The sequence below is a fragment of the Paenibacillus vandeheii genome, assembly GCF_030433635.1.
GTDB lineage: Bacteria > Bacillota > Bacilli > Paenibacillales > Paenibacillaceae > Paenibacillus > Paenibacillus vandeheii.
Window position 1 is genome coordinate 38,602 of record NZ_JAROCD010000020.1, and the last position, 23,371, is coordinate 61,972.

The window sequence follows — 23,371 nt, forward strand, 5'->3', positions numbered from 1 at the left end:
CTTTTACAATCTGTCAAACGTTTTTCAAAACAGAAGATGCTGCGGATTGTGATGGAATAATGAGGCGTGAATCAACTTTTTTTATGTATTTGGGGTGGTTGAGGTTTGTAATCAGGCCATTCTAGCGATATGATGGAACATATATATAGAGAAGGAGCTGACACCAAATGAGTACCATACATGTATCTGACCGCGCTGCTCGCTGGTATAAGGAAGAACTGAATTTGAACGAAGGAGACAGCATTCGATTCTTCGCCCGTTATAGCTCCGGCGGAGGTCTTCATCCCGGCTTTTCCCTCGGGATCGCTGTGGAGGAACCGAGACATCCTGCGGATCAAACGAAGGTATCGGGTATCCAATTTTTTATGGAAGATCATGATTACTGGTATCTGAAGGGTCATCAACTTCATGTAGATGTCGTTGAAGAAGGACAGGATATCGAATATCGCTACACTGAGATTTAAAGTGATATCTCTGCGTATATAGAATGGCTCATCACCGGACGCACCAATTTTCGAACAGGAGGAGATACGAAGTGAATCCGCCAGCCCGAGATTTGGCCCAGTATATCGCGAACCGCTCTCATATTGTTGTAAAGGCGGCGGTTCGGGCCGAGAATGAAAAAGGTGAATTATTGCTGATTCAGCACGCTGAACACGGACATTGGCGTATTCCTGCGGGACAGATGCGCCCGGGAGAAGCCATTGAGGACACTGCGCACAGGGAACTGTGGGAAGAGACGGGGTGGACCGCCACTCATATGACACTTGAAGGTTTGCACTCCGGTCCGAATCTGAGACATTTGCATGCCAGTGGGGATGAAGAATATTTTGTTATTGCCCTGTTCAGGGCACACATTGTTCAGGATTCGCTCGTAGAATCACGAGTGAATAGCGAAGCCGGACTTAAGTTTTTTGATCTCAAATCGTTGCCTAGGCTGAATGATCTTAGTCGCTTATTGCTGAGGTACTCCGAGATAGAATAATACAACAAAGAAGAAGCCTTTCCTCCCGGGAAGGCTTCTTCTTTGTTATGGCAATCAGCAATCGATGGACCAATATCCATGAGTACGATGACCCTTATCATAAACTAGGGTTTCCTACTTAGACTTGATCGAGTGGTTCTTCATCATCCATCGCAAAATCAAAATCGTCAATATCGAATACCTGCACAGGGGATGCCGATTCAATGATACGTGCAATCAATTCGACCTGATCAGTAAGGATAGGGGTATCCAAACGCTGTGAAGTGAGAAGCAGTTCGGTCTCAATTGGATCAAAATATTCACCATATTGTGCGGTATCAATCGCATTAATGATGGCAATGGAGACCTGATCACCAAACAGGATGGACGGACTTTTGGCCCAGGGAACAGCAAGGGCACGCTCTATTTTTTTCTTATTCAACGGTTCTTCAAAATAAGAAATGATTTCGTTAATCTTGGATTTCACATGCTGGTCATCTGCCGGATTATCCATCAAAGGGTCAGGGCTGGTCTGGAATTCATATAACTCAAGGATGGTGGTATAAGGAACAATATATTCAACAGGCGCCGGCGGCGCGAGTAATTGACCGTAAATTGCCACCATCACGGCTTCTGTAACAAACTGACGTGACATGGGTTCCTGAATCCTCCTGCGGCCATTAATAGTTGCGAGGTGAATCAATTTAATACGGAATGAAGGATCATTCAATTGATTTCTCTGCTATGGACTTGGGTGCTTGAATTGCATGAATAGAAGTATATCATACAACGGTGGGAAAAACAGCCAGTCGGCAGAAGGATGTCAAGTCCCAACTTTGATCATGATTTTCCCAGCAGTAAGGATAAAATCCCTGCTGCAATCAGGGGGCCGACCGGCACACCCTTGAACAAGGCAACGCCAAGCACAGTACCTATAAGCAGCCCGGCAACGACGGTAGGCTGTGTACTCATCAGTGTAGCTCCTCGTCCTCCCAGATAGGCAACAAGTAATCCGACACCAATGGCGAGCAATGATTTCCAGTGCAGAAAAGACTCTCCAATCGTCTGCAAACTGATCTTGCCGCTGGCAAGTGGTGCCATAACACCAATAGTCAGGATGATGATACCGATCGTGAGTCCATACTTTTCCAGCCAGGGAAAAGCCTGATTCAGGTTCAGTACCCGCAGCAACAACAGAAATACCATGGCTACGGTTACGGGTGTATTACTGCTGATAATACCTAGCGCCGCAAACACGAGCAACAGCAGTGAGGTCATATCCATTGATTTCATTCCCCTTCGGTCTGCCCGCGATGACGACCTACGATATGTTCTGCAATATATCTTCCATGCCAGCGCCCGGATTCGATAAACACTTCATTGGCGTTGCGTCCTGATGCGATTACTCCGCCAACGTATATACCTGGTACGCTGCTCTCCATTGTCTGCGGATTATATACTGGTTTATCCATATCCTCGGACATCTCGACACCTACGGAAGAAAGCAGTTTGCGGTCAGGACGGAAACCGGTCAAGGCCAGCACAAAGTCATTTTCCAGTTCACTTGTTGATCCATCAGAATGCAGCAGACGAATGGAATCGTCCAAAATTTCATTTACACGTGAGCCAAGATGAAGTGAGATTTTGCCTTTTTGCACCATACTTTCGAACAATGGACGAACCCACGGTTTAATGTGCTCTGAAACACCGTTCCCACGATAAACCATGTCGATATGTGCGCCGACACGAACGAGTTCCATGGCAGCATCGACAGCTGAATTACTACCTCCAATGATGGCGACACGTGTACGTGTATAAGGATGAGCTTCGCGGAAATAATGAGTGACTTTATCCTTGTCTTCTCCAGGGATGCCAAGATAGTTAGGGTGGTCAAAATAACCTGTAGCAACAACAACATTTCGTCCTTCATGAACGACTGTCTGCCCACGACGATTGACTGTATGTACCTCGAACGAGCCATCGTCCTTGTGTTTGATTTCTTGGGCTTCCTCATAATTATGAACGCGAAGACCGAAATGTTCGGCTACCTTGCGATAATAGGCGAGTGCCTCGTAACGAAAAGGTTTGTCGTTCGGAGTGCTGAACGGAACATTCCCAATCTCTAGCAATTCCGCTGTACTGAAAAACTGCATATGGGTTGGATACAGATAAATAGATTGGACGATATTGTATTTCTCAACAATGACAGCGGACAGTCCCAGCCGCTCACATTCAATGGCAGCAGACAGACCGCATGGGCCTCCGCCGATAATAATGACATCTTCCATGTTCTTAATCCTCCTTATTTCAAGCATTATAATCCTACCGTAAATACGGGCTCAATGCCAGTTCTAGAAGGATTCTGACGCAAAGATATGATCTTGATGCTGGGGAATTGACTTAGGAGAGGGAAAAGACTAATATCAAATTAGATAATCATCTAAATGGAAGTGAGTTGAGTGAAATGCAACTGGAGAAGATTGTGGCTTACCATAAAGCCCTGGCTGATCCTACCCGGCTTCGGATGCTGCTGCTGTTGTCCCAGGGAGAACTTCACGGTCAAGCGCTTGCTGAGAAGCTTAACCTGTCACAGCCAACCGTTACACATCATGCATCCAAGCTAAGAGAAGCGGCGCTAATCAAGGAACGAAGAGAGAAAAATACGGTGTTTTTCTCGCTTAATCCCTATTTTATTCGGGAGCATGCGCAGGCTTCAGTTGATTTTATTTTTAGACAAGAGGAGGTTGCCGATATGAGTGATGTGAATGAAACGCTGAAGGCATCCGTGATGCGAAATTTTTTCTCCAAGGATGGACGACTGCGCCAAATCCCGGCTCAATATAAGAAAAAGCTGATTGTGCTGGGTCATTTGGTGGAGCAGCTTGAATTCGGACGGAAGTATACAGAGAAAGAGATCAATACGTTTATTCAAAATTATCATGAGGATTTTGCCACCATTCGTCGGGAGTTTATCATGCACCAGTTCATGTACCGTGAAGATGGGATCTATGAGCTGAATCCGAAGGAAATGTGGACACGGTGGGATCAAGTGAAATAAGTGAATAAATAATTAGACTTGACAAAAGCAGTTGAAGCTGTGTAACATGATGGATAATTCTACAAGGGAGGCGATGTTAAATGACAAATCTAATGGCAGTATACGTTAATTTGAATATGAACAGCGTCTCCGGAACGGATCAATGCATGTAATTTTACGGCAGTTGGCAGTATTGTTCGCAATATTGTCCTTGTACGTAAAATAAATTAACATGCACAAATGAAGCCACGGGTGACGTACCCGTGGCTTTTTGTATGCCGAAAATGGGTTGTTTCTGGATAACGAGTATTGGATTGTCGTAATGATGCGTCCAATATGAATACCGTACAAACAACCATCCATTCGGCTAACTTCTTATTGCCGCGGGTGCAGTGCTGCTCGTGGCTTATTTGCTTTTGATGCCGGATCGGAGCGTTCAGTGTTGATCGTTGTCAATGTCAATGAAGGATAAAACACCAAATATCGGGAGGAATTTTTATTTTGAATAACACGATGGAGAAATACGGCTGGTCTGCAAAGTGGCAGGAGCTGTGGCAGCAGACGGGGATGGAAGAACAATCAAGAAAACCAGCAAGAATTATTGCGGATCACGGGCAATTGCTTCGGCTGATTACGTCTGAGGGAGAATGCTGGGGACGGGTATCCGGACGGATGCGTCATGATCATCTGGAAACGGGCGTTGTGCCTGCCGTTGGGGACTGGGTCGCTGTTACAGGGCAAGCTGGAGAAGAAGCCATCATTCACAGCATTGTGCCGCGTCAGAGCAGGGTATCCAGACAAGCCGCTGGTTCAGTGACCAAAGAGCAATTGATTGCGGCGAATGTGGATACATTGCTGATCGTTGCTGCTCTTAATCATGATTTTAATCTGAGACGGCTCGAAAGGTACATTATGATGGCCTGGAATGGTGGCGTCAGACCGGTCATCATTCTAAGCAAAAGCGATCTGTGTGAGAATGTGGAAGAACAAATTTCGCTGGTGGAGGGCATTGCTCCAGGGATTGAAGTGTTGGCATTGTCAGCTGTTCAGGATCAGGGCAAGTCTTTACTTGAAAAATTTCTGTCTCCAGGCACAACGGTTGCCTTGACGGGTTCTTCCGGTAGTGGCAAGTCTACTCTGGTCAATTGGATGATGGGTGAAAGTGTACAGCTCACGCAGGCCGTTCGTGAGGATGACAGCCGTGGACGGCATACGACCACTCATCGGGAATTGTTCGTACTGCCGCAGGGAGCGGTATTGATTGACACGCCGGGAATGCGTGAACTTAATCTGTGGGATGAAGGTCAGGATGGTTTGTCTCACGCCTTTGGTGAAATTGAGCAGCTCGCTGCGGAATGCAGGTTCCAGGATTGCACCCATACCCGGGAAGCCGGTTGCGCAGTGAAGGAGGCCATTCAGGCAGGTTCATTGGATGAAAAAAGGTTGGGTAACTACTTGAAAATGCAAAAGGAACTGAAGTTTCAACAACGCAAAGAAGAGATAGCCTCCAAACGACGGACCGCTTCAAGCAAACCTGTCAGTTCCCGCAAACCAAAACATGTTCGCAGTACAAAAGACTGGGAAGAGGCCTGAGACCAGGTGGGCATCCCTTTGTATCCTGCATAGGATAGGTTAGGAGGGATGTCACCATGCCTGATTACAGCATCATCGTGGACCTGTCGGATCACATGTTATATCTTTTGGATGGCTCGCAGGTGGTTAAGGGCTATCCTGTCGCAATAGGCAAGATGCTTACGCAAACGCCAAACGGCGTGTTTACAATTATTAACAAGCAGGAGAATCCTGGAGGGCCATTTGGCGTTCTTTGGATGGGGTTATCGGCGCCGCATTATGGAATTCATGGAACCAATGATCCTTCATCCATTGGCAAGTCCGTTTCCCATGGATGCATACGCATGTATAACTCGGATGTGCTGGATCTGTCTTCCAAAGTGCCGGTAGGCACACTAGTAACGATCCGGCCCTAGGGCCGGATTTTTACGCCAACGAATAGAAGCGCTTAGCGATATCCATAGAGAAGGACCAGACTCCTCCATTGATCTAGAGAATCAATTCGGATAATGGTCCATGTGGATGGATTTGGAATTAATACGCATTGCACATATACTATTGTAAAGCCACGGAAGTGATGAGAGAAAGTGAGTGATTACATGCGGATTAGACCGGCGCGTGAAGGGGATGCGAAAGCCGTAGCTCATGTACATACAGAGAGTTGGAAGACGACATATCGGGGGATCGTGCCTGATGATTTTTTGGATAATCTGACTACGGAATCAAGGCTGTCCCAATGGGAGCGAAATATTCGCTCTGGCGAAAAGGAACAGATTCTGGTGGTGGCTGAACAGGACAACGGGGAAATTGTCGGATTTGCCTGCGGTGGAAAGGAACGTGAAGGCAAGTTGCCTTACGATGCTGAGCTATATGCCATTTATTTACTGAAAGAAGTGCAACAAACGGGGATTGGCCAGCAGCTGGCAAGACACGTCGTTCGTTATCTCCATTCCCTGAACATGGGGAGTTTGTTGATCTGGGCACTGGAGCAAAATTCAGCCTGTCGTTTCTATGAAAAGATGGGCGGAATCCCTGTCCAAACACAGCAAATCCGGATTGGCGGTCAAGATCTGGCAGAGGTTGCTTATGGCTGGGAGGACTTGACGCTATTTGGAGGAAAAGACCTGACCAGACAGTAGGATGATGAAAATATGGCTGAATATGTAGCTGAATATGTAGACCATTGATGCGCTTTTTCCTAGGTGAGGATGAAAGGATTCAACTGTTCTTCACGTTTGCGTAATCCTTAACAAGGTTAATGAACTACTACACCGCTTTGAGGTGTGACATTCAATCTTGATTGGGAGGCGTTATTCATATGACTTTAATGGAGACAGAACATACAACATGGACGAAACAATTTATTAATGGCGAATGGGTAGAAGGCTCCGGCGAGAAAACACTGGAAAATAAAAATCCGTACACGGGAGAGGTCATCGCAACCTGGCGATCCTCGAACAAGGAAGATATAGATCAGGCATATGAGGCCGCCCAAAAGAGCTCGGTGGAATGGAAGAAATCCCTGCCAGCGGTAAAAGAAGGTGTACTTCGCAAAGTGTCGGCTCTCATGACAGAGCGCAAAGAGGAAATTGTAAAGCTGCTGATTACGGAATCCGGAAGCACACGCATCAAGGCTGAGGCAGAGTTTGCTTCTGCGAAACGGATTGTGGATGAAGCTGCTTCGTTCCCTTATCGAATGAAGGGGGAAATTCTACCTTCAAATACACCAGGGAAAGAGAATCGTGTTGTGCGCGAGCCCAAGGGAGTCATTGGTGTCATCGGTCCTTGGAATTTTCCTTTGCATTTGTGTCTACGTTCTGTAGCTCCGGCTATTGCTCTGGGTAATGGAGTCGTTATTAAGCCGGCGTCCGATACCCCGATTACAGCTGGCTGGCTTATTGCGGATCTGTTTGAGCAAGCAGGATTACCTGAAGGCGTACTGAATGTGGTTGCTGGAAGCGGGAGTGAGATAGGCGATTATTTTGTAGCGCAACCCATACCTAAAGTCATTTCCTTTACAGGCTCCACAAAGGTGGGGCAGGGCATCGGCAAACTGGCTGGTGAGCATTTGAAAGAAACTGCGCTTGAGCTTGGTGGCAACAATGCGATGGTTGTCCTGGAAGACGCGGACATTGAACGTGCTGCGGAGTCTGCGGTGTTCGGTAAATTCCTGCATCAGGGGCAGATCTGTATGGCCCTTAATCGTATTATTGTGCATGCTGATATTTACGACAAGTTCGTAGAATCTTTTCTCGCTAAAACAAAAAAAATTCAGGCTGGTGACCCTGCCGATGCCCAAACGCTGGTTGGCCCGCTTATTCGTGAGAAGGAAGTGGAACGGCTGCTTGACTTGATTAAAGGAGCCAAGGCGGAAGGAGCCAGATTGCTGCTGGGTGGTACAAGCAAAGGCAGTGTGCTGGAGCCCACCGTGCTCGCGGATGTGCAACCGGATCAGCATATTGTACAACAGGAACTGTTTGGACCTGTCGCGGTAATCATGAAAGCGCAGGATGAGCAGGAGGCCGTGCGCCTGGCAAATGATACGCCTTATGGATTAAGCGGCTCGGTATTTACCCGAAATCTCGAAAGAGGGTATCAAATTGCTCAGCAGATTGAATCGGGCATGGTGCATGTCAATGATCAATCCGTGAATGATGAGGCTCATGTCATGTTTGGTGGCGAGAAATCCTCAGGTATTGGCCGTTTCGGTGGCGATTGGGCTATCGAGAAATTCACGCGGACTCGCTGGATCAGCATTCAGCATCAATATCGGGATTATCCTGGAGTGCAATAGTTCGACAGCTAGCGTGGCTTAGAAACTACTTTGTTTTATAATCAGATAGGTTTCGGTAAAGCGTGACAAAGATCGCGCAAAACCCGCCTCAAGCTTGATGGGGCGGTCTTTTGCATGTTTTTACATGCTTGAAAAACAGGTGAGGAAATGATGTGGAAAAGCTGTTTGGAGCTTCTGAAATCTGGTTATTTATGGGTACACGGGCAGAAGAGATCCGTAAATCCAATAGGTAAAGGGGCCTGAACTTCATGTCCATTGACCGTTTCATTCTGAGAAAGCTGAATACTTGTCAGGAAGAAAATACACGTGATAATCTGGTTCGATTGTTTGTCATTCGAATCCAGAAGGCCGAGATGGAAGAAGAACACGAAACCGCCTATGTCGTCAGCAGATTGCATTAGAGATAGATAAAAGGGATTCGATACACAAAAAAGGAAGCTTGTCCTCGACGGCAAGCTTCCTTTTCCTTATGTTCGCGAATGAATGAATTCGCAGTTTCCAAGTTGAAGCAAACAACTGACTCATCTTAATAAAGTGATAAGGCGAGGGAGTCATTTTCGCTACGGCTGTGAAGAATGGCTTCACCACCGACAATCTCAATACTAATCAATGATTGCAGACATTTCTGTAAAGCACGTTTACCATTGCTGATCTTATGCTCAAGGGCACTGCTGAGCAATCGGAGTGTCTTTTGCACAGGTTGTTTGTTTTCTTGATTGAAATATACAGGGATTGATTTGTTTTGAAAAGTTATTAGTGTTCTCACTAGAAATCACCTCACGAGAGTTATTTCTTACTGGTTATATTAAATACCAATGCTTAAAATTACCTTAAAATCAGCTTATGAAAACATAAAGGTGGGCAATGTTTGAAAAGTGTTCACAATTCAATTGTGGGCGAAGCAATAAAAAGTCCCGAAAAACCAGCTTGTCATTTCCATTTATATGGAAGGAATTCGTGTGTTTTCGCATCTTTGCAATAATTAACGTGACTACTGCCTCGAAAGTTCTGAGTCGAATGGACGATATTTTAATATATACGTGGGTCATATGTAACAAAATTACAGGTTGCACATTGCAAACAGGGTGTTTATGTAAGAAAATAGGGATGGAATAGCGTTTCATCTACTTTCTTTTGATTTAATTTGACACTAGGACAATTTACATATGAGACCATGGGAGGGATTATTTTGATTCTTACCGTGTATTCCGGCCGGGAGGAAGGCGAGTGGTTCGACATCGAGGTCCCGGATGAATGTACTATTGAACATCTGAAGACATTGCTGGGGGTTCGTATATTCGGCCAGGCACCAGGAGAGGGCATTCAGTACATCCTTGAAGCCAAATTTCCGGAAGGATTGTGGTTCTCACCACAGAACGCACAACAGTTAATGGAAACTGGGCTGCGTCAAGGAAGTTGTGTGCGAGTCCAGCGGGCATTCTCCACCACTTCTGAAGAAGCGCCTGTCTATGGAAGACGTTCATTGTTTCAGCGGGACAGCAACGAATGAACGTTCTGAACGTATATATTGATTACGGCAATGAAATAAAGGAGGTCTTCTCTTCGTGAATGTGTTATATCAGCGTTCTCCAAGAATGACACCGGTTCTCAAGGAAGAAAAGCTGGAGATTCTAAGGCCTCCGGCTGAACCCAACAAACCTACATTTTCAATGATTTCTATTATAGTACCCATTATGATGACGATGGTTAGCATCGGTTTCTACGTATATATCAATATGAGCGGCAATACGGGCAATAGCAGTTATATGATGTTTCAGATGATGACGGTTATGATGATGCTTACGTCATACACCATTCCGTTTTTTGTGTATCTAAGCAACAAGAAGACATATCGCCAAAAGCTGGAAGAGCGTACAGCCATGTATCGTGCACAGCTGGAGAAGCACCGTGAAGAACTGAAGGAAGCCCAAGCGGAGCAAGTAAAAAGTCTGTATGAGATTCATGGGGATCCCAATGTATGTCTGCAAGTGGTGAAAAACCGCAACAGTTCGCTATGGGAACGTTCGCCTGAGGATGATGACTTCTTGCAGGTGCGAATTGGCACGGGCGAGATTCCGTTTCGAATCAAACTGCAGGTTCCTCGTGTGGACGGGTATGAAAAGGATGAGTTGATTGAAGCGGCTCATGAATTGGCTGCGGAATTCGAAACGGTGCCTGATGCGTCGATTACATTACCACTATTTCAGTCCAAAGTGATGGGCCTGGTCGGTAATCGAGAGGAAGTGCTCGCTTCATTACGGGTGATTATCTCACAACTGACGGTTCGTCATTCACCGGATGAATTAAAGATTGCTACCTTTTACGAAGAAAAGGAAACAAAGGAATGGGATTGGCTGCGCTGGCTGCCCCATATCTGGGATGAAGATCAGGGACAACGCTATATGGCCGACAGGCACAGCGGTGCGCATCAATTGGCGGACAGCTTGTTTTCCGTGTTGAACCGGAGACGTAATAATAAGGAAGATCGCTATAAGAAAACCGTGCAAACGCCATGTTACGTGGTAGTTCTCTCGGATACTCAACTAATAGAAGAAGAACCGCTACTTCCCTTGCTGCTGGAATCGGCCCAGGAGATCGATGTATGTACCATCATACTGGCAAACCGCAAGGAATCACTACCGATGCATTGTCAGTTAATTATGGAGGCTTCGAAAGGCAAAGGGCTTTATATCAAAAAAACCGAGGATGCCGACGTGATCAGGCAAACGTACACGCCGGATGTGATCTCCAGAGAGTCCGCAGAGGCACTCTCTCGTTATATGTCACCGATTCGTCTGAAACGTTCCTCGGCTTCGGATATACCACAGGTGCTTCCACTGTTCGATATGTTAAGTACATCACGAGTGGAAGATCTGGACGTGGTTACACGCTGGGGCCAGACACGATACCCGGACACCCTTCCCGTACCTATGGGCGTGCGAGCTGGCGGTAAGAAAATTGCGATTAACTTACATGATAAAATCGAACGTCAGGGTCATGGACCGCATGGTCTGATCGCAGGGACTACCGGTTCAGGCAAAAGTGAAGTTATCCAGTCGATTGTGGCCTCTCTGGCAGCAGAGTTTCACCCTCATGATCTGGCCTTTATGTTGATTGACTATAAGGGCGGCGGAATGTCGAATACATTTGTGGGCTTGCCTCACGTCGTCGGTACGATTACCAATCTGGATGGAAACTTGATTGAACGCGCGAATATTTCACTTCGGGCCGAGTTGGTCAGAAGGCAAAAAATCTTAAATGATGCAGGAAATCTCCAGCACATTGATGAGTATTATAAAATTCTGCGTTCCAGGCATGAACAGCCGTTGCCGCATTTAGTTATCATCATTGACGAGTTTGCGCAGTTGAAGCGGGATCAGCCGGAGTTCATGGATGAATTAATCAGCATAGCGGCCATTGGCCGGACACTGGGTGTACATCTGATACTGGCAACCCAAAAGCCTGCTGGTGTGGTCGATGATAAAATCTGGAGCAATTCCCGTTTCCGTATCTGTCTTCGTGTTCAAAGCGAAGGGGACAGCCGGGATATGATCAAAATTCCGAATGCGGCCTGGATCACCAAGCCGGGTCGGGGATATTTTCAGGTGGGCAGTGATGAAGTGTTTGAGGAAATGCAATTTGCCTGGAGTGGTGCGCCGTATAATCAACAGGAAGATACAAGCACGGTATTGCCTGTGATGGAGGTGCGTTTAAACGGGAAGCGTGAGCCACTGTTGACTGGAGAGCGCAGAGCTGTGCTCAAAGGTGAGGATGTGCCCAAGCAGCTCCAGGTATTTATTGATTATGTGGCAGAAGCGGCTGCAGAGGCGGGGATCACCCGATTGCCAGGACCCTGGTTGCCACCTTTGCCTGAGACACTGGAATGGGAGAGCCTCAGCGACTGGCAGGAAGAAGAGAATCGTGAGGCATTGCTTGACGGCGGTGCCAGCGGCCTGAAACCTGTGGTTGGCCTGCTGGATGATCTACCTAATCAGCGACAGCAGCCGCTAGCGCTTCCGGTGGATCAGGGACATCTGGTTGTATACGGTATGCCTGGTCTGGGAAAAACGACGTTTGTTCAAACCTTGCTGATGTCACTGGCCCGTTCTAAGCGGACTGAACCTTGGCATGGATATATCATCGATATGGGCCGGATGATGAAGGATTTCGGTGGCCTGCCTCAGATCGGTGCTGTAATGATGTCTGAAGAGGAGGATCGGATCAAGCGCTTGTTCCGCTATATCCTGAAACTCTCTGCACAACGCAAAGATATGATCTCGGAAGCCGGGGTTAAGACGATATCAGCTTACCGTCGCACAGCCCATGCCGCCGTGCCGCAAATTGTAGTGGTTATCGATGGATATCTTTCCTTCCGGAATGCGTATCCTGAGGAGAATGAACTTCTGGAAACGATCCTTCGTGAAGGCGGCAGCCTGGGAATTACATTTATCCTCACGGCCAATCGTGTCACGGATGTATTTGAGAAATTCAGAAGCAATATTCCCAATGCGGTATCATTTGAATTATCTGATCCAAGCGACTATTATTACGCAGTAGGACGGCCATCCAAGGCACCTAGCCAGCTTCCGCCTGGAAGAGGACTAGTCAAAGGACAGGTTCCTCCATTGATGTTCCAGGCGGCACTGCCGTCATCCGGAGCAGATGAGGGCAAGCGTTCTTCCACTCTGCGCAACATGATTGCAGAAATCAGAGAAAGCTGGAACGGAGAAGAAGCGCCGCAGATTGCACCGCTCCCGGAAGAGGTGAAGCTCAAAGATGTGCTTATCCGTACAGGGACCTTCGGGCAAGTCGGAGACATCTCTTCTTTAACCGTACCCGTAGGTTTGCTGACCGATGATCTGGAACCCTTCCAGCTGAATCTGCGCGAAGGGCCGCATTTCATGGTTACGAGTCCGATGGAAGGCGGCAAAACGACATTTTTGCTGACCTGGATGTTATCACTTGCGTATCATGCGTCTCCTGAAGACGTGCAAATATACACGGTTGATATGCGGTATGGTTCCGGAGGACTGGGGGAAATCAGCAGTTTGCCCCATGTCCGTGGACATGTATCCCGTGAAGAACAGCTTGCACCTGTGATCCAACAGTTGTACGATGAAGTTCTAAAAAGAGGCGAGCTAACCGGTGGTCCGGAGATCGTTCTCGTTATCGACGATGCGGATACGTTATCCAAGCAATTAAATGATTTTAATGTGAAGGATCAATTGGGAGCGATCGTTCGTCAAGGCAGGGATCGAGGCATACATGTGATTCTGTCAGGAGTTCCGGCAGACTTCCCAACCTTTGGATCTGACTGGGTGAACGATGTGAAGGCTTCCCAGAGCGGATTGTTGTTTGGGACTTTAGACCCTAATGATCTCTCGTTCTTCCGTATACCTTATTCGGAATCCGGGGGGAGTTCAACTGGGCTGAAGGTACTGCCTCCGGGTCAAGGTTATTATGTAAAACGTAAATATTCCAGGGTTAAAGGTGCAATTCCATGTGATGGCACCTGGAAAATGACCGATTGGATTTCTGAAATTCGTGACCGATGGCATGTTGTAGTTTGAGGGGAGGTGGCTCATAATGTTGACGGTTCATGATTCCAAGCAAAAGGTAGTCACTTTGCAAATAAAAGAGCTTTTTTTCCTGGCCGGTATTCTCGGTTCAGACCGCTTGCTTGGCGTGGAAGATCCGTTCCGCGGATATATGGCGGAAGACATTGCTTTGGAGTGGGAGCGCGTAAAAACATCCCTGCTCGACAAAGGATATCTGATTCAGGATCAGGGCAGCAATGAGCTGATCATGACACCGACCGTTTTCTCCAGGGTAGCCATTGCGGGACTGTCCGACAGGGCTTGCTGGATTCGCTACACGCACAGCGGCAAGTCGTATGAAAGTTATGTGCACTGCACGGATGAACGTGTCGTTGAAGTATCCCGTGTTGCAGACGAACCGGATTCGTTCCGGCTAAGTGATTTGGGAAATGTTCGTGAAGCGATTGATTTTCTGATTCAAAGGATGAACTGGAGTGGTCATTCTCCGGCGGAAAAGCCGGCTCTAATGTGCTCCAAGAAAAAATTCTATGATGTGATGAATGATCTGAAGAACAAAGAATTACAGGCAGTGGCGGATGAGTTGGTACAGGAGACGAGCGATCCCGAGGGGTCACTTGCACTTGCACGCTGTCTGGTGAGCAAGGAATCAGAGGGAGAACTGCGGTTGCTCGTATGGAATGGAGAAGAATGGAAATCACAGTCTGCGGCTTTCGCTGCAAGCACGGTATCCAACTGGCTGTTTCGCATGAGTACTGCCGCTTCGGATGATTGGCTTGTTGCAGCACTGACGACGAGAGAACAGTTTCACGAGATGCTGCTGGACTGGCTTAAACAGCCTGCAGGGGAAGAGGAAAGGTGATGGTAAATGCGCATTCGTGTGGAACCGGATGTGCTTCGGGCACTGAGCAGGCAGATTCAGTATGCGGCGGAGCAAATACAGCAAAAGATGACAGTATTGGATCAGGCGATTCATTCGCTGGAGTGGGATTTTGAAGCCCGCGCCGCGGTAATGAATGAATGGAATCACAGCAAGCGACTCTGCGAAGCAGCGGTACGTCGTTTTATGGACTTGAGCGTACAGCTGGGACGCAAGGCCGTGTTATTCCAGCAGGTGGACATGGAGTATCGTACAGTGTTGAGTCATGTGAACACAGCCTATGGCAATGCGGTCAATATGTTGAATGTTCTTCAGACGGAGCGTGCAGGAGAAATTATGCCTGCGCATTCGGCAGCTGCTGCTGTTGTATCCGACCCGTTTTCCGCGGTAGCGGCAGTATACCGTGTCCAGGATGCTGCGCCGCCTGACGGCTCACCGGCGACTCTGATCCAGGCCATGCAGCCTGAACCTGTGGCATGGAGATTCACAGATCCCTCCTTTCGTGGGAGAAGAGGAACCGAACCTGTGGTTTCTTGAACCCACGGGCTACAAGGCTGAGTAAGCAAGACAGCAGAAAGTGAATTTTTTATAAACAGGATGTTAAGTGAAGTTTAGAATGCCAAAAATGGGGTAAATAGGATTAGGTCCTTCGGCTTTTGTCCGATCGATCCTTGTATAGTACAATTTGAACAAGCGAATTTAATTGCACAAACCAAGGAGGAATTTACAAATGGCAGGACGTATTTTAGTTACCCCAGAACAGCTTGATCAGGTTTCCAACCAATTTAAACAAAGCGGTGAGCAAAGTCAGCAAATCGTATCTACATTGACTCAATCCATCACAAGCATGGAAGGACAATGGGAAGGTATGACGAAACAACGCTTCTTCCAGGAATTCCAGGAAGCCAGCAAACAAATGCAATCTTTCGTTCAAACGTTGAATAGCATCAGCGCGGAACTGACGGCTATTGCCAACAAATTCCGTACGGCTGACCAAGCTCGCTAATCTGCGATACATAGTTCGGGCAGGTTCCGTATCCGAATTCGCCCAGAATCATAAGCAGGAAGCAAGCTGAAGACTTACAACTACAGCAAAAACCGGGCGTTTTCACAACACCCGGTTTTTGTTGCACTATGACAGAATGACAGAGAGAGGGATGAGCATGTCTTTTCAACCAAATCCCGGGGATGAAGTGGTGATTAACGACATTGCCTATACCATTGGGCAGCATCCGGCTGCGCCCGGTCTGGCTTACGCCCAAGCCGGAAGGCAGGGAATTGTCTATCAATTGTTACCCCGTAACGGTTCCATAAGTGGGGCCAAAGCACTAAAAGTATTTTTTCCGAAATTTCGTATCCCGGCTATGGTGTATCAGTCTGAGCATATGGAGTCTTATAGTGAACTGCCAGGTTTGCAGGTATGCAAGCGTGATGTGCTCACTCCGGAAAGAAACGGAGCGCTCATTGGAGAACATCCCGATCTGTTGTATGCGGTATTGATGCCGTGGGTGCATGGTCTGACCTGGTTCGATGTAATCAGCGATCAGAAACAGCTGACAGCGGAGGAAAGTCTGAAGCTGGCAAGAGCCCTGGCCGGGACCGGTTCGGCCATGGAACAGCGTGGACTGGCTCATTGTGATTTGTCCGCACCCAATGTGATGATTCCGTTTTTTTCCGAAGTGGAGAACCTGAGAGGGGTTTCAGCAGTTGAACTGGTAGATGTAGAGCAGATGTATGGCTCCAGAATGGATCGTCCAGATGCATTGCTTGCCGGTTCACCGGGGTATGCGGCCCATCGGACAGTGCACAGCGGTTTGTGGAGTGCGTATGCCGACCGTTTCGCGGGAGCAGTTATCATTGCTGAAATGTTAAGCTGGTCTGATGCAGCGATTGTGGAAAAAGCATGGGGAGAAAGTTATTTTGACCAGCACGAAATGCAGACGGTAAATGAACGGTATTATGCCATGAGAGAGTCGCTCCAGAAGCGCTGGGGCTCCAAGGTATCCGATCTGTTTATTCGTGCCTGGGAGAGTCATGATCTCAGCAGCTGCCCTACATTTGGCGAATGGTTCGTAGCGTTGGCTGCTGTGGACATCCATCTGGCAAACGCAGCATCAGTTGAAGAATCTGTAGTCAAGACTTCAAAACAGACGGATGCGGTGGGGACGGATCAGATCAAAGGGACAGAAGCAGCAAGCAGTTCATTGGATAAGCTGGGAAATACGGATCTGAACATGTCCGCTGCCGAACATCCACCTGGTCAGGAAGCGGTTGTAAACCGTCTCTTCCTTCAGGCGAGAGCATTGGAGGATGAAGGCAAACCGGCTGCGGCGTTGGAGGTATACCGTTCACTGCATCATTTTATTCCGAATAACAGTGCGATGCAGATGGAAGTTGAGGCTGCGATTCAAGAGCTGAACGCCAAGCTGAATCCCACGAATGATGAGGCCGCACAGCCAGTCAAGGTTCCTTTTTACCGTTCCAAAAAATTGATGATTTCTTCGGCTGTGTTGATTGTTCTGTTGGCTGGAACTGTGCCGACGGTTAAGATACTGGCTGATCAGGCCGAGGTTAAACAGAAGGAGCAGGAGGCAGCTGCCAAACAGGCAGAAATGAAGGCTGCGGAAGAGGCTGAAGCTGCGAGGGCGACGGCTCTGAAGCAACAGGAAGAAAAAGAGAAGCAAAAAGCGGCAGATGCGGCGAAGCTTGATGCCGAGGAAAAGAGAAAGCTTGCTGAAGCGGAGAAAAAGCAGGCAGAGGCCAAGAAGAAGGAAGAAGAGCGTAAGGCGCTTCAGGCCAAGTACGACAAGCAGGCGAAATATGAGGCGTACCTTGCTGACCAGAAACAACAGAAGCTTGAAGCAGCCAAGAAGGCAGAACAGGAAAAGTACGACAAACAGGCAAAATATGAAGCCTATCTGGTCTGGAAAAAAGAGAATGACTCCAAAATTGCTAAGCAGGAAGCCGAGCGCAAGGCAGCAGCCGAGGCTCAGCGCAAACAGGAGGCGGCCCAGAAAGCTGCGCTCAAGAAAAAACGTGCCCAAAATGTCGTCACACTGATTGCCCATTACAATAAAACATATAATGCGCAAAAAGGAAGAAAAATTGAGAACGCCGAATCCTACGCGCGTGATTTCAAAAATCTGTACAACACGGATGCAACTTATTTCAAAGGTGTCGGTAAAGTGGCAGCACGAATGAATGCGATCAATAAATTCCTGAGCGATACCGATTATACATTGCCCAACTTGTAAAATAACGTGAACGACGGAGGTGACACATCCCAGATGAACTACACGATTCAAGCATCCCAGCGCACACCTGCACTGATTATCTATTTAATTGATATTAGCGCCTCCATGAACATGGTTCTGGACAATCGTCGGCGGATTGATGTCGTCTATGATGCTTTATCTCTGGCAATTCGCCAAATGGTGTTTCGATCGACCAAGGGGAACCGATTGACGCCTCGCTACAGGATTGCCATTCTGGCATACAGCGACGATGTGTACGATCTGTTGAACGGGATTAAGGGCATCGACGAAATCGCTGCTGTGGGCTCCTTGCCCGATTTGACGCCAAAAAGATTCTCGGATTCAGCGAAGGCTTTCCTGCAGGCGGAGAAAATTCTGCAGGCTGAAATTCCGAATATGCAGGATTGTCCTGCGCCGTTAGTATGTCACATGACCGATGGGGTAGCCACAGGCGAAGATCCGGAGCCGATTGCCAAAAGAATTATGGGCATGAGCGTGCCTGATGGCAATGTACTCGTCGAGAATATTTTTATATCCGATCATCTGCTGGAAGGCCCTATTGCGGAGCCGAGAAGATGGAAGGGCATATCCCAGGAGACGACCCTTCAGGATGAACATGGGGAGAAGCTGCGCAATATGTCCTCGGTTTTGCCGGAAAGTTATCGTGAAATGCTGGTTGAGGCGGACTATTTGCTTGCACCCGGCGCACTTATGATGCTTCCTGGTACTTGTGCAGAACTGGTATCCATCGGGTTTCAGATGTCCGCTGCTACGCCTGTGAGATAGGAGGGGAATCATGAGAGCGATGCGTTTGGCAACATTGTCTGCTGGAGATAAAGGGAGCCATGCCGACCCCTATCAGGGCAACTTTCGCTATGTGAGTGTCCAGACAGGGGAACAGCCGCTGAGCCGTTATCAAGGTACATTCAAGTGCAGGTATGGTTATGGAAGAGCGGCGGAGACCGTTAATCAGGGAGACACCGGACAGGATTTTGCTGCTGTTCGCATGAATGGTAATGTGTGTACTTTCGTATTATGTGATGGAGTAGGCATGAGTTACCTGGGTGATTTTGCTGCACGCTTTCTAGGGAACGCCTTGCTGGAATGGCTGGATACAACTCAACATCCTTCTTTGGAAGCTATGGAGCGTCTGCTTCATGACTTGACAAGTCCGGCATCCGAACAGCTGGAGAAGTTGCAGCCTTTGGAAAACTCGCCGTTACTGCTGCGGGAAGTGCTGATGGAGAAGCGAAGCAGGGGAAGTCAGGCCATGTATGTGTGTGGACGCATCGAGCTCTCAGCGGGCAATCGAAAAAGCAAGGTGTGGCTGGCCTGGCAGGGGGACTCCCGTATCCGTCTCTGGCGTAACGGTCAGGAGCAATCGGCAGCATTTCAGGTAAACTGCCGTACGAATGAGCGTTGGTCTACCCTGGAAGGGCCGGTGGGTGGCAAACCGCATATCTATGAGGCGAAACTGTCTGCGAATGAAGCGACTCGCCTTCAGCTGTACACGGATGGCCTGAATGACCTGGATGCCATTCAGGCTTATATTCCCGATGAACACATTCAGGTGCTGCTGGATGCCAGACATACGGGTGGGCTTGAAGATGATGCCGCTTTCATTGAGCTGGAATGGTGAGGTCGAATGTAGTATTAGGGGATAACTCTGATCAAGCTGCTGAAAATAGTGAGCATCACCTGCGAAAAAACTTGTCCTTGTTGATTTAAAAGACACTCTTTTTGGGTAATCTTGTGAAGAATCTACTTACAGATATTGCATGAACGTACATTCTTACATAATTACTGAGCGAGAAGGAGTGGAATGGATAATGACACAACATAACGGCAAGTCTCGGTTCGAAGGCAAGGTCGCTATTATTACTGGAGCTGGTTCGGGGATCGGTAAAGCTACAGCGCTTAAGCTGGCGAGTGAGGGAGCATATGTTGCGCTGCTCGATCTGGTTAATGATCGGATCTCCGAGACGGAAGCAGAAATTAATAAGCTGCGCGCAGGTGCGGCAAGAGCATTCGATGTAGATATCTCCGATCCTGCCCGCGTGGAAAAGGCAGTTCTGGAAACCATCGAATTGTTCGGCGGGTTGGATATCGTTTTTGCCAATGCAGGCATTAATGGCGTATCTGCGCCGATTGAAGAGATTCAGGTTGAGGATTGGCAGCAGATTATGACGACGAATCTGAACGGAACTTTTTTTACGATCAAGTATGCACTGCCTCATATGAAGAAGCGTGGTGGCGGAAGTATCATTATCACGAGCTCCATTAATGGCAATCAGCGCTTCTCCAGCTTCGGCATGTCGGCGTACAGTACATCCAAGGCGGGACAGGTTGCTTTTGCGAAGATGGCTGCGCTGGAACTGGCGAAGTTCAAAATTCGTGTCAATGTTATCTGTCCTGGAGCGATTGCAACGAATATTGACCAAAGTACGATCAAAACGGATGAGTTGCATCAAATTGTCATTCCGATGGAGTTCCCTGAAGGCCAACAGCCGCTGGCTGACGGGCCGGGTCAACCTGAGCATGTTGCTGATCTGGTCGCTTTCTTGGCTTCAGCGGAGTCCAGACACATTACAGGTGCGGAAATTGTCATTGACGGTGCTGAGTCGCTGTTGAGCTAAATGAGCATTTTGCATCCATCCCAAGAGCGTGAGGGAGTTAAATCGAAGGATGCAACATGTTGAGATGCATGGATCTATGAAGTCGTTCCTCTGGAACGGCTTTTTTTGTTATAATGCTAACATTGGAATAGACACGTGGTACATCAATTAGGAGAGATGAGATGAAGACGGATTTACCGATACAGCAGATTATTCCTAAGCTGAGGCAGTTATTTCAGGATAAGGATACAGGTGTATTAATTGCGGAGCCGGGTGCGGGCAAAACGACGATTGTTCCGCTGGCTTTGCTGGAGGAGCCATGGGTTGAAGGACGGAAAATTATTATGCTGGAGCCCCGGAGACTCGCCGCTCGTTCGGCCGCTGCACGAATGGCGGCTTCACTTGGTGAAAAGGCGGGACAGACGGTAGGGTATCGGGTGCGGATGGATACTCGGGTGAGCCAATCCACTCGTATTGAAGTAGTGACAGAAGGTGTATTGACTCGGATGCTTCAACAGGACCAAGGACTGGAAGATACGGCGATGATTATCTTTGATGAGTTTCATGAGCGCCATCTGCATGGGGACCTTGGTTTGGCGCTTGCACTTGAATCCCGGGCCATGCTGCGTCCGGATCTGAAACTGCTGTTGATGTCGGCAACGCTGGACCCTGCTCCTGTCTGTGCATTGCTTGGAGAAGGAACCAGATCGATTAACTGTCCGGGACGTACATTTCCCGTGGAGACTCGATATTTATCCAAACCGGCATCCGATCAGATAGAGACTTTTACCGCGCAGGCCGTCGTTAAGGCACTGGCAGAAGAGGAAGGAGATGTGCTGGTTTTCCTTCCGGGTGCAAAAGAGATCCATCGCACAGAGCGAGAGCTGTCAAACGGCATGCTTCCTGCTCATGTGCAGGTTCATTCCTTATATGGCAGCATGCCGATAGAACGGCAGGATGAGGCTGTGCGACCCGCAGAAGAGGGCAAGCGGAAGGTTGTGCTGTCTACGTCCATTGCCGAATCCAGTCTTACCTTGGCCGGAGTCAAGGTTGTGGTGGATGCGGGGCTGAGCCGTGCGTCCGTATTCTCGCCGCGGACCGGCATGAGTCGGCTGGTTACCCTGCCGGTGTCCAAGGCGTCAGCCGATCAGCGGCGGGGGCGCGCGGGGCGGATTGCACCGGGCGTATGTTACCGGCTATGGAGCGAAGAGGCCCATGGCGCGCTGCCTGAGGCAGCAAAGCCGGAGATTGCCTCCGCGGACCTTGCGCCGCTGGCGCTGGAGCTTGCCGCCTGGGGTGTCCAGTCCCCTGCAGAGCTGCAGTGGCTGGACACCCCGCCTGATGCCGCCTACGGCCAGGCACAGGCGCTGCTGCGCCAGCTGGGCGGCCTGGACGACGCAGGCCGCATCACGCCCTTCGGGCGGCGGATGAACACGCTTGGCGTGCATCCGCGACTGGCCAGCATGCTGCTCCGCGCGGCGGAGCTTGGGCTGGCCAGCTACGCCAGCATGCTGGCGGCACTGCTGCAGGAGCCTGCCGGCCTCCGCAGCAGTGGCAGTGCAGGCGCGGGCACCGATCTGCGCCCGCGCGTGGAAGCGCTGCTGACTGCGGACAGCAGCGGCATGCCCCAAGCGGCAGCGTCTGTCGCAGACGTCGCTGCCGTGCGGCGCATGCTCCAGGAGAGCCGCCAGCTGTGCTCGGCTCTCGGCCCGGCGGCCGATCCGGTACGGCCGGATGAGGACAGCTGCGGATGGCTGCTGTCCTTCGCTTACCCGGACCGGATCGGGCAACGCCGGGAGGACGGCCGCTATCTGCTGAGCAGCGGCCGCGGTGTGCGGCTTGCAGCGACAGAATCGCTGAGCCGTTCAGCTTATCTGGTCGCAGCCGAGGCCGACGACCAGGGCGCGGATGCGCGCATCCTGCTGGCTGCGCCAGTGCAGGAGAAGAGATTGCTGGAGCTCGGTCCACATCTGCTTCATGAAGAGGTACAGGTAGCCTGGGACCGAAACACTCGCAGTGTGCGTGCACACAGAAGGCTGCGAATTGGAGCCATTACGTTGAAAGAAAGCAGCATTGCACAACCACCCGAAGATCAGGTGCTGGAAGCATTGCTTTCCGGAATACGCATTGAAGGGCTGGATTGTCTGCCCTGGACAAAATCATCCCGGCAGTTAGCGGACAGGATGCGCTTTTTGCATCATCATTTGCCGGAGTGGCCCGATCTCATTGAAGATGATCTGACGGAAGAATTGGCCGAGCATCTCAGCCCTTTTCTGGCAGGCATGCGATCCGCTGTGGATCTCAAGCGACTGTCGATGCAGGATGTGCTGCTCGGCGGACTGAGCTGGGAACAGCGACAGCAATTGGATCGTGAAGCTCCTACACATATTCAGGTGCCTAGTGGCTCGCGCATTCCTGTGGATTACAGTCGACCTGAAGATCCTGCGCTCGCGGTGAGACTGCAGGAGATGTTTGGACAGCAGGAGACCCCGCGTATTGGCGGAGGTCGAGTACCACTAACTATACATTTGCTGTCCCCGGCGCAGCGGCCTGTACAGGTCACACGAGATCTAGCCAATTTTTGGCGAGAGACTTATTTTGAGGTGAAGAAAGACTTGAAAGGCCGTTATCCCAAGCATTATTGGCCGGATGATCCGCTCGAAGCAATAGCGACTAACCGGGCTAAACCGCGAGTTTAGC

At 49.2% G+C, this 23,371-nt stretch carries 22 protein-coding genes; 18 read left to right on the top strand and 4 right to left on the bottom strand.

Going from position 1 to position 23,371, the window contains the following annotated elements:
* Positions 1-167 precede the first annotated feature (167 nt).
* Both P5G61_RS28865 and P5G61_RS28870 read left to right on the top strand, forming a co-directional pair.
* Entirely contained in the window at positions 168-464 is a 297-nt protein-coding gene (locus P5G61_RS28865) for a HesB/YadR/YfhF family protein (protein ID WP_024630313.1), read from the top strand.
* Between the two features lie 71 nt (positions 465-535).
* Positions 536-985 carry an NUDIX domain-containing protein gene (locus tag P5G61_RS28870; RefSeq protein WP_024630314.1) on the top strand — a complete coding sequence of 150 codons (450 nt, stop codon included), beginning with the start codon at positions 536-538 and terminating at the stop codon, positions 983-985.
* A gap of 118 nt (positions 986-1,103) precedes the next feature.
* Here the strand turns inward: P5G61_RS28870 and P5G61_RS28875 are convergent, their stop codons facing one another.
* From P5G61_RS28875 to P5G61_RS28885, 3 genes are all read right to left on the bottom strand, one after another.
* Positions 1,104-1,619, bottom strand: coding sequence for a hypothetical protein (locus P5G61_RS28875; protein ID WP_024630315.1), 516 nt, complete (start codon positions 1,617-1,619; stop codon positions 1,104-1,106).
* Between the two features lie 185 nt (positions 1,620-1,804).
* Entirely contained in the window at positions 1,805-2,248 is a 444-nt protein-coding gene (locus P5G61_RS28880) for a DUF441 domain-containing protein (RefSeq protein WP_301249690.1), read from the bottom strand.
* Between the two features lie 5 nt (positions 2,249-2,253).
* Positions 2,254-3,252: a YpdA family putative bacillithiol disulfide reductase gene (locus P5G61_RS28885; RefSeq protein ID WP_301249692.1), complete on the bottom strand. Its 999-nt coding sequence runs from the start codon at positions 3,250-3,252 to the stop codon at positions 2,254-2,256.
* Between the two features lie 176 nt (positions 3,253-3,428).
* On the opposite strand from P5G61_RS28885, the gene P5G61_RS28890 reads away from it, so the two are divergent.
* From P5G61_RS28890 to P5G61_RS28915, 6 genes are all read left to right on the top strand, one after another.
* On the top strand, positions 3,429-4,022 hold the full coding sequence (locus tag P5G61_RS28890) for a DUF2087 domain-containing protein (protein ID WP_024630318.1): 594 nt from the start codon (positions 3,429-3,431) through the stop codon (positions 4,020-4,022).
* 492 nt (positions 4,023-4,514) lie between these two features.
* Positions 4,515-5,594, top strand: a complete 1,080-nt coding sequence (rsgA, locus tag P5G61_RS28895; protein WP_435874303.1) for a ribosome small subunit-dependent GTPase A — start codon at positions 4,515-4,517, stop codon at positions 5,592-5,594.
* Positions 5,595-5,650: 56 nt separating this feature from the next.
* On the top strand, positions 5,651-5,989 hold the full coding sequence (locus P5G61_RS28900; protein ID WP_301249694.1) for a L,D-transpeptidase: 339 nt from the start codon (positions 5,651-5,653) through the stop codon (positions 5,987-5,989).
* A gap of 183 nt (positions 5,990-6,172) precedes the next feature.
* Positions 6,173-6,712, top strand: a complete 540-nt coding sequence (locus tag P5G61_RS28905; protein ID WP_301249695.1) for a GNAT family N-acetyltransferase — start codon at positions 6,173-6,175, stop codon at positions 6,710-6,712.
* Between the two features lie 179 nt (positions 6,713-6,891).
* A complete protein-coding gene (locus tag P5G61_RS28910) occupies positions 6,892-8,367 on the top strand; it encodes an aldehyde dehydrogenase family protein (protein WP_301249696.1) in 1,476 nt (491 codons plus the stop codon).
* A gap of 248 nt (positions 8,368-8,615) precedes the next feature.
* Positions 8,616-8,768 carry a hypothetical protein gene (locus P5G61_RS28915; protein ID WP_179132691.1) on the top strand — a complete coding sequence of 51 codons (153 nt, stop codon included), beginning with the start codon at positions 8,616-8,618 and terminating at the stop codon, positions 8,766-8,768.
* Positions 8,769-8,893: 125 nt separating this feature from the next.
* Here P5G61_RS28915 and P5G61_RS28920 read toward each other — a convergent pair whose 3' ends face one another.
* Entirely contained in the window at positions 8,894-9,133 is a 240-nt protein-coding gene (locus P5G61_RS28920; protein ID WP_024630323.1) for a hypothetical protein, read from the bottom strand.
* Positions 9,134-9,556: 423 nt separating this feature from the next.
* Here P5G61_RS28920 and P5G61_RS28925 point away from each other — a divergent pair, with 423 nt between their 5' ends.
* The 10 genes from P5G61_RS28925 to hrpB all read left to right on the top strand — a co-directional run bounded on the left by P5G61_RS28925 (position 9,557) and on the right by hrpB (position 23,370).
* Complete coding sequence (locus tag P5G61_RS28925) at positions 9,557-9,877, top strand: hypothetical protein (RefSeq protein WP_079346825.1); 321 nt, start codon at positions 9,557-9,559, stop codon at positions 9,875-9,877.
* A gap of 55 nt (positions 9,878-9,932) precedes the next feature.
* Positions 9,933-13,937, top strand: a complete 4,005-nt coding sequence (essC, locus tag P5G61_RS28930; RefSeq protein WP_301249697.1) for a type VII secretion protein EssC — start codon at positions 9,933-9,935, stop codon at positions 13,935-13,937.
* A gap of 16 nt (positions 13,938-13,953) precedes the next feature.
* Positions 13,954-14,784 carry a hypothetical protein gene (locus tag P5G61_RS28935; RefSeq protein WP_301249698.1) on the top strand — a complete coding sequence of 277 codons (831 nt, stop codon included), beginning with the start codon at positions 13,954-13,956 and terminating at the stop codon, positions 14,782-14,784.
* Between the two features lie 6 nt (positions 14,785-14,790).
* On the top strand, positions 14,791-15,339 hold the full coding sequence (locus P5G61_RS28940; RefSeq protein ID WP_079346819.1) for a WXG100 family type VII secretion target: 549 nt from the start codon (positions 14,791-14,793) through the stop codon (positions 15,337-15,339).
* A 193-nt stretch (positions 15,340-15,532) separates the two neighbouring features.
* Positions 15,533-15,808 (top strand): WXG100 family type VII secretion target, encoded by a 276-nt coding sequence (locus P5G61_RS28945; RefSeq protein ID WP_017689071.1) that lies wholly within the window; start codon positions 15,533-15,535, stop codon positions 15,806-15,808.
* 157 nt (positions 15,809-15,965) lie between these two features.
* Positions 15,966-18,056, top strand: a complete 2,091-nt coding sequence (locus tag P5G61_RS28950) for a serine/threonine-protein kinase (RefSeq protein ID WP_301249699.1) — start codon at positions 15,966-15,968, stop codon at positions 18,054-18,056.
* A gap of 33 nt (positions 18,057-18,089) precedes the next feature.
* The gene (locus tag P5G61_RS28955) at positions 18,090-18,842 is read left to right on the top strand and encodes a vWA domain-containing protein (protein ID WP_024630329.1); all 753 of its coding nucleotides are present in this window, start codon (positions 18,090-18,092) and stop codon (positions 18,840-18,842) included.
* Between the two features lie 10 nt (positions 18,843-18,852).
* Complete coding sequence (locus P5G61_RS28960; RefSeq protein WP_301249700.1) at positions 18,853-19,695, top strand: protein phosphatase 2C domain-containing protein; 843 nt, start codon at positions 18,853-18,855, stop codon at positions 19,693-19,695.
* 190 nt (positions 19,696-19,885) lie between these two features.
* Positions 19,886-20,692, top strand: coding sequence for an SDR family oxidoreductase (locus P5G61_RS28965; protein WP_435874302.1), 807 nt, complete (start codon positions 19,886-19,888; stop codon positions 20,690-20,692).
* Between the two features lie 161 nt (positions 20,693-20,853).
* Positions 20,854-23,370, top strand: a complete 2,517-nt coding sequence (gene hrpB / locus P5G61_RS28970) for an ATP-dependent helicase HrpB (protein WP_301249702.1) — start codon at positions 20,854-20,856, stop codon at positions 23,368-23,370.
* The last annotated feature ends 1 nt before the right edge of the window (position 23,371 follow it).

Excerpts from the sequence above, each read along its gene's own strand:
- P5G61_RS28940 (WP_079346819.1), top strand. The coding sequence starts at position 14,791 with ATGCGCATTCGTGTGGAACCGGATGTGCTTCGGGCACTGAGCAGGCAG.
- rsgA (WP_435874303.1), top strand. The coding sequence starts at position 4,515 with ATGGAGAAATACGGCTGGTCTGCAAAGTGGCAGGAGCTGTGGCAGCAG.
- P5G61_RS28955 (WP_024630329.1), top strand. The coding sequence starts at position 18,090 with ATGAACTACACGATTCAAGCATCCCAGCGCACACCTGCACTGATTATC.
- P5G61_RS28865 (WP_024630313.1), top strand. The coding sequence starts at position 168 with ATGAGTACCATACATGTATCTGACCGCGCTGCTCGCTGGTATAAGGAA.
- P5G61_RS28890 (WP_024630318.1), top strand. The coding sequence starts at position 3,429 with ATGCAACTGGAGAAGATTGTGGCTTACCATAAAGCCCTGGCTGATCCT.
- P5G61_RS28935 (WP_301249698.1), top strand. The coding sequence starts at position 13,954 with ATGTTGACGGTTCATGATTCCAAGCAAAAGGTAGTCACTTTGCAAATA.
- P5G61_RS28900 (WP_301249694.1), top strand. The coding sequence starts at position 5,651 with ATGCCTGATTACAGCATCATCGTGGACCTGTCGGATCACATGTTATAT.
- P5G61_RS28910 (WP_301249696.1), top strand. The coding sequence starts at position 6,892 with ATGACTTTAATGGAGACAGAACATACAACATGGACGAAACAATTTATT.
- P5G61_RS28950 (WP_301249699.1), top strand. The coding sequence starts at position 15,966 with ATGTCTTTTCAACCAAATCCCGGGGATGAAGTGGTGATTAACGACATT.
- P5G61_RS28875 (WP_024630315.1), bottom strand. The coding sequence starts at position 1,619 with ATGTCACGTCAGTTTGTTACAGAAGCCGTGATGGTGGCAATTTACGGT.
- P5G61_RS28960 (WP_301249700.1), top strand. The coding sequence starts at position 18,853 with ATGAGAGCGATGCGTTTGGCAACATTGTCTGCTGGAGATAAAGGGAGC.
- P5G61_RS28945 (WP_017689071.1), top strand. The coding sequence starts at position 15,533 with ATGGCAGGACGTATTTTAGTTACCCCAGAACAGCTTGATCAGGTTTCC.
- P5G61_RS28915 (WP_179132691.1), top strand. The coding sequence starts at position 8,616 with ATGTCCATTGACCGTTTCATTCTGAGAAAGCTGAATACTTGTCAGGAA.
- P5G61_RS28880 (WP_301249690.1), bottom strand. The coding sequence starts at position 2,248 with ATGGATATGACCTCACTGCTGTTGCTCGTGTTTGCGGCGCTAGGTATT.
- hrpB (WP_301249702.1), top strand. The coding sequence starts at position 20,854 with ATGAAGACGGATTTACCGATACAGCAGATTATTCCTAAGCTGAGGCAG.
- P5G61_RS28885 (WP_301249692.1), bottom strand. The coding sequence starts at position 3,252 with ATGGAAGATGTCATTATTATCGGCGGAGGCCCATGCGGTCTGTCTGCT.
- P5G61_RS28905 (WP_301249695.1), top strand. The coding sequence starts at position 6,173 with ATGCGGATTAGACCGGCGCGTGAAGGGGATGCGAAAGCCGTAGCTCAT.
- P5G61_RS28965 (WP_435874302.1), top strand. The coding sequence starts at position 19,886 with ATGACACAACATAACGGCAAGTCTCGGTTCGAAGGCAAGGTCGCTATT.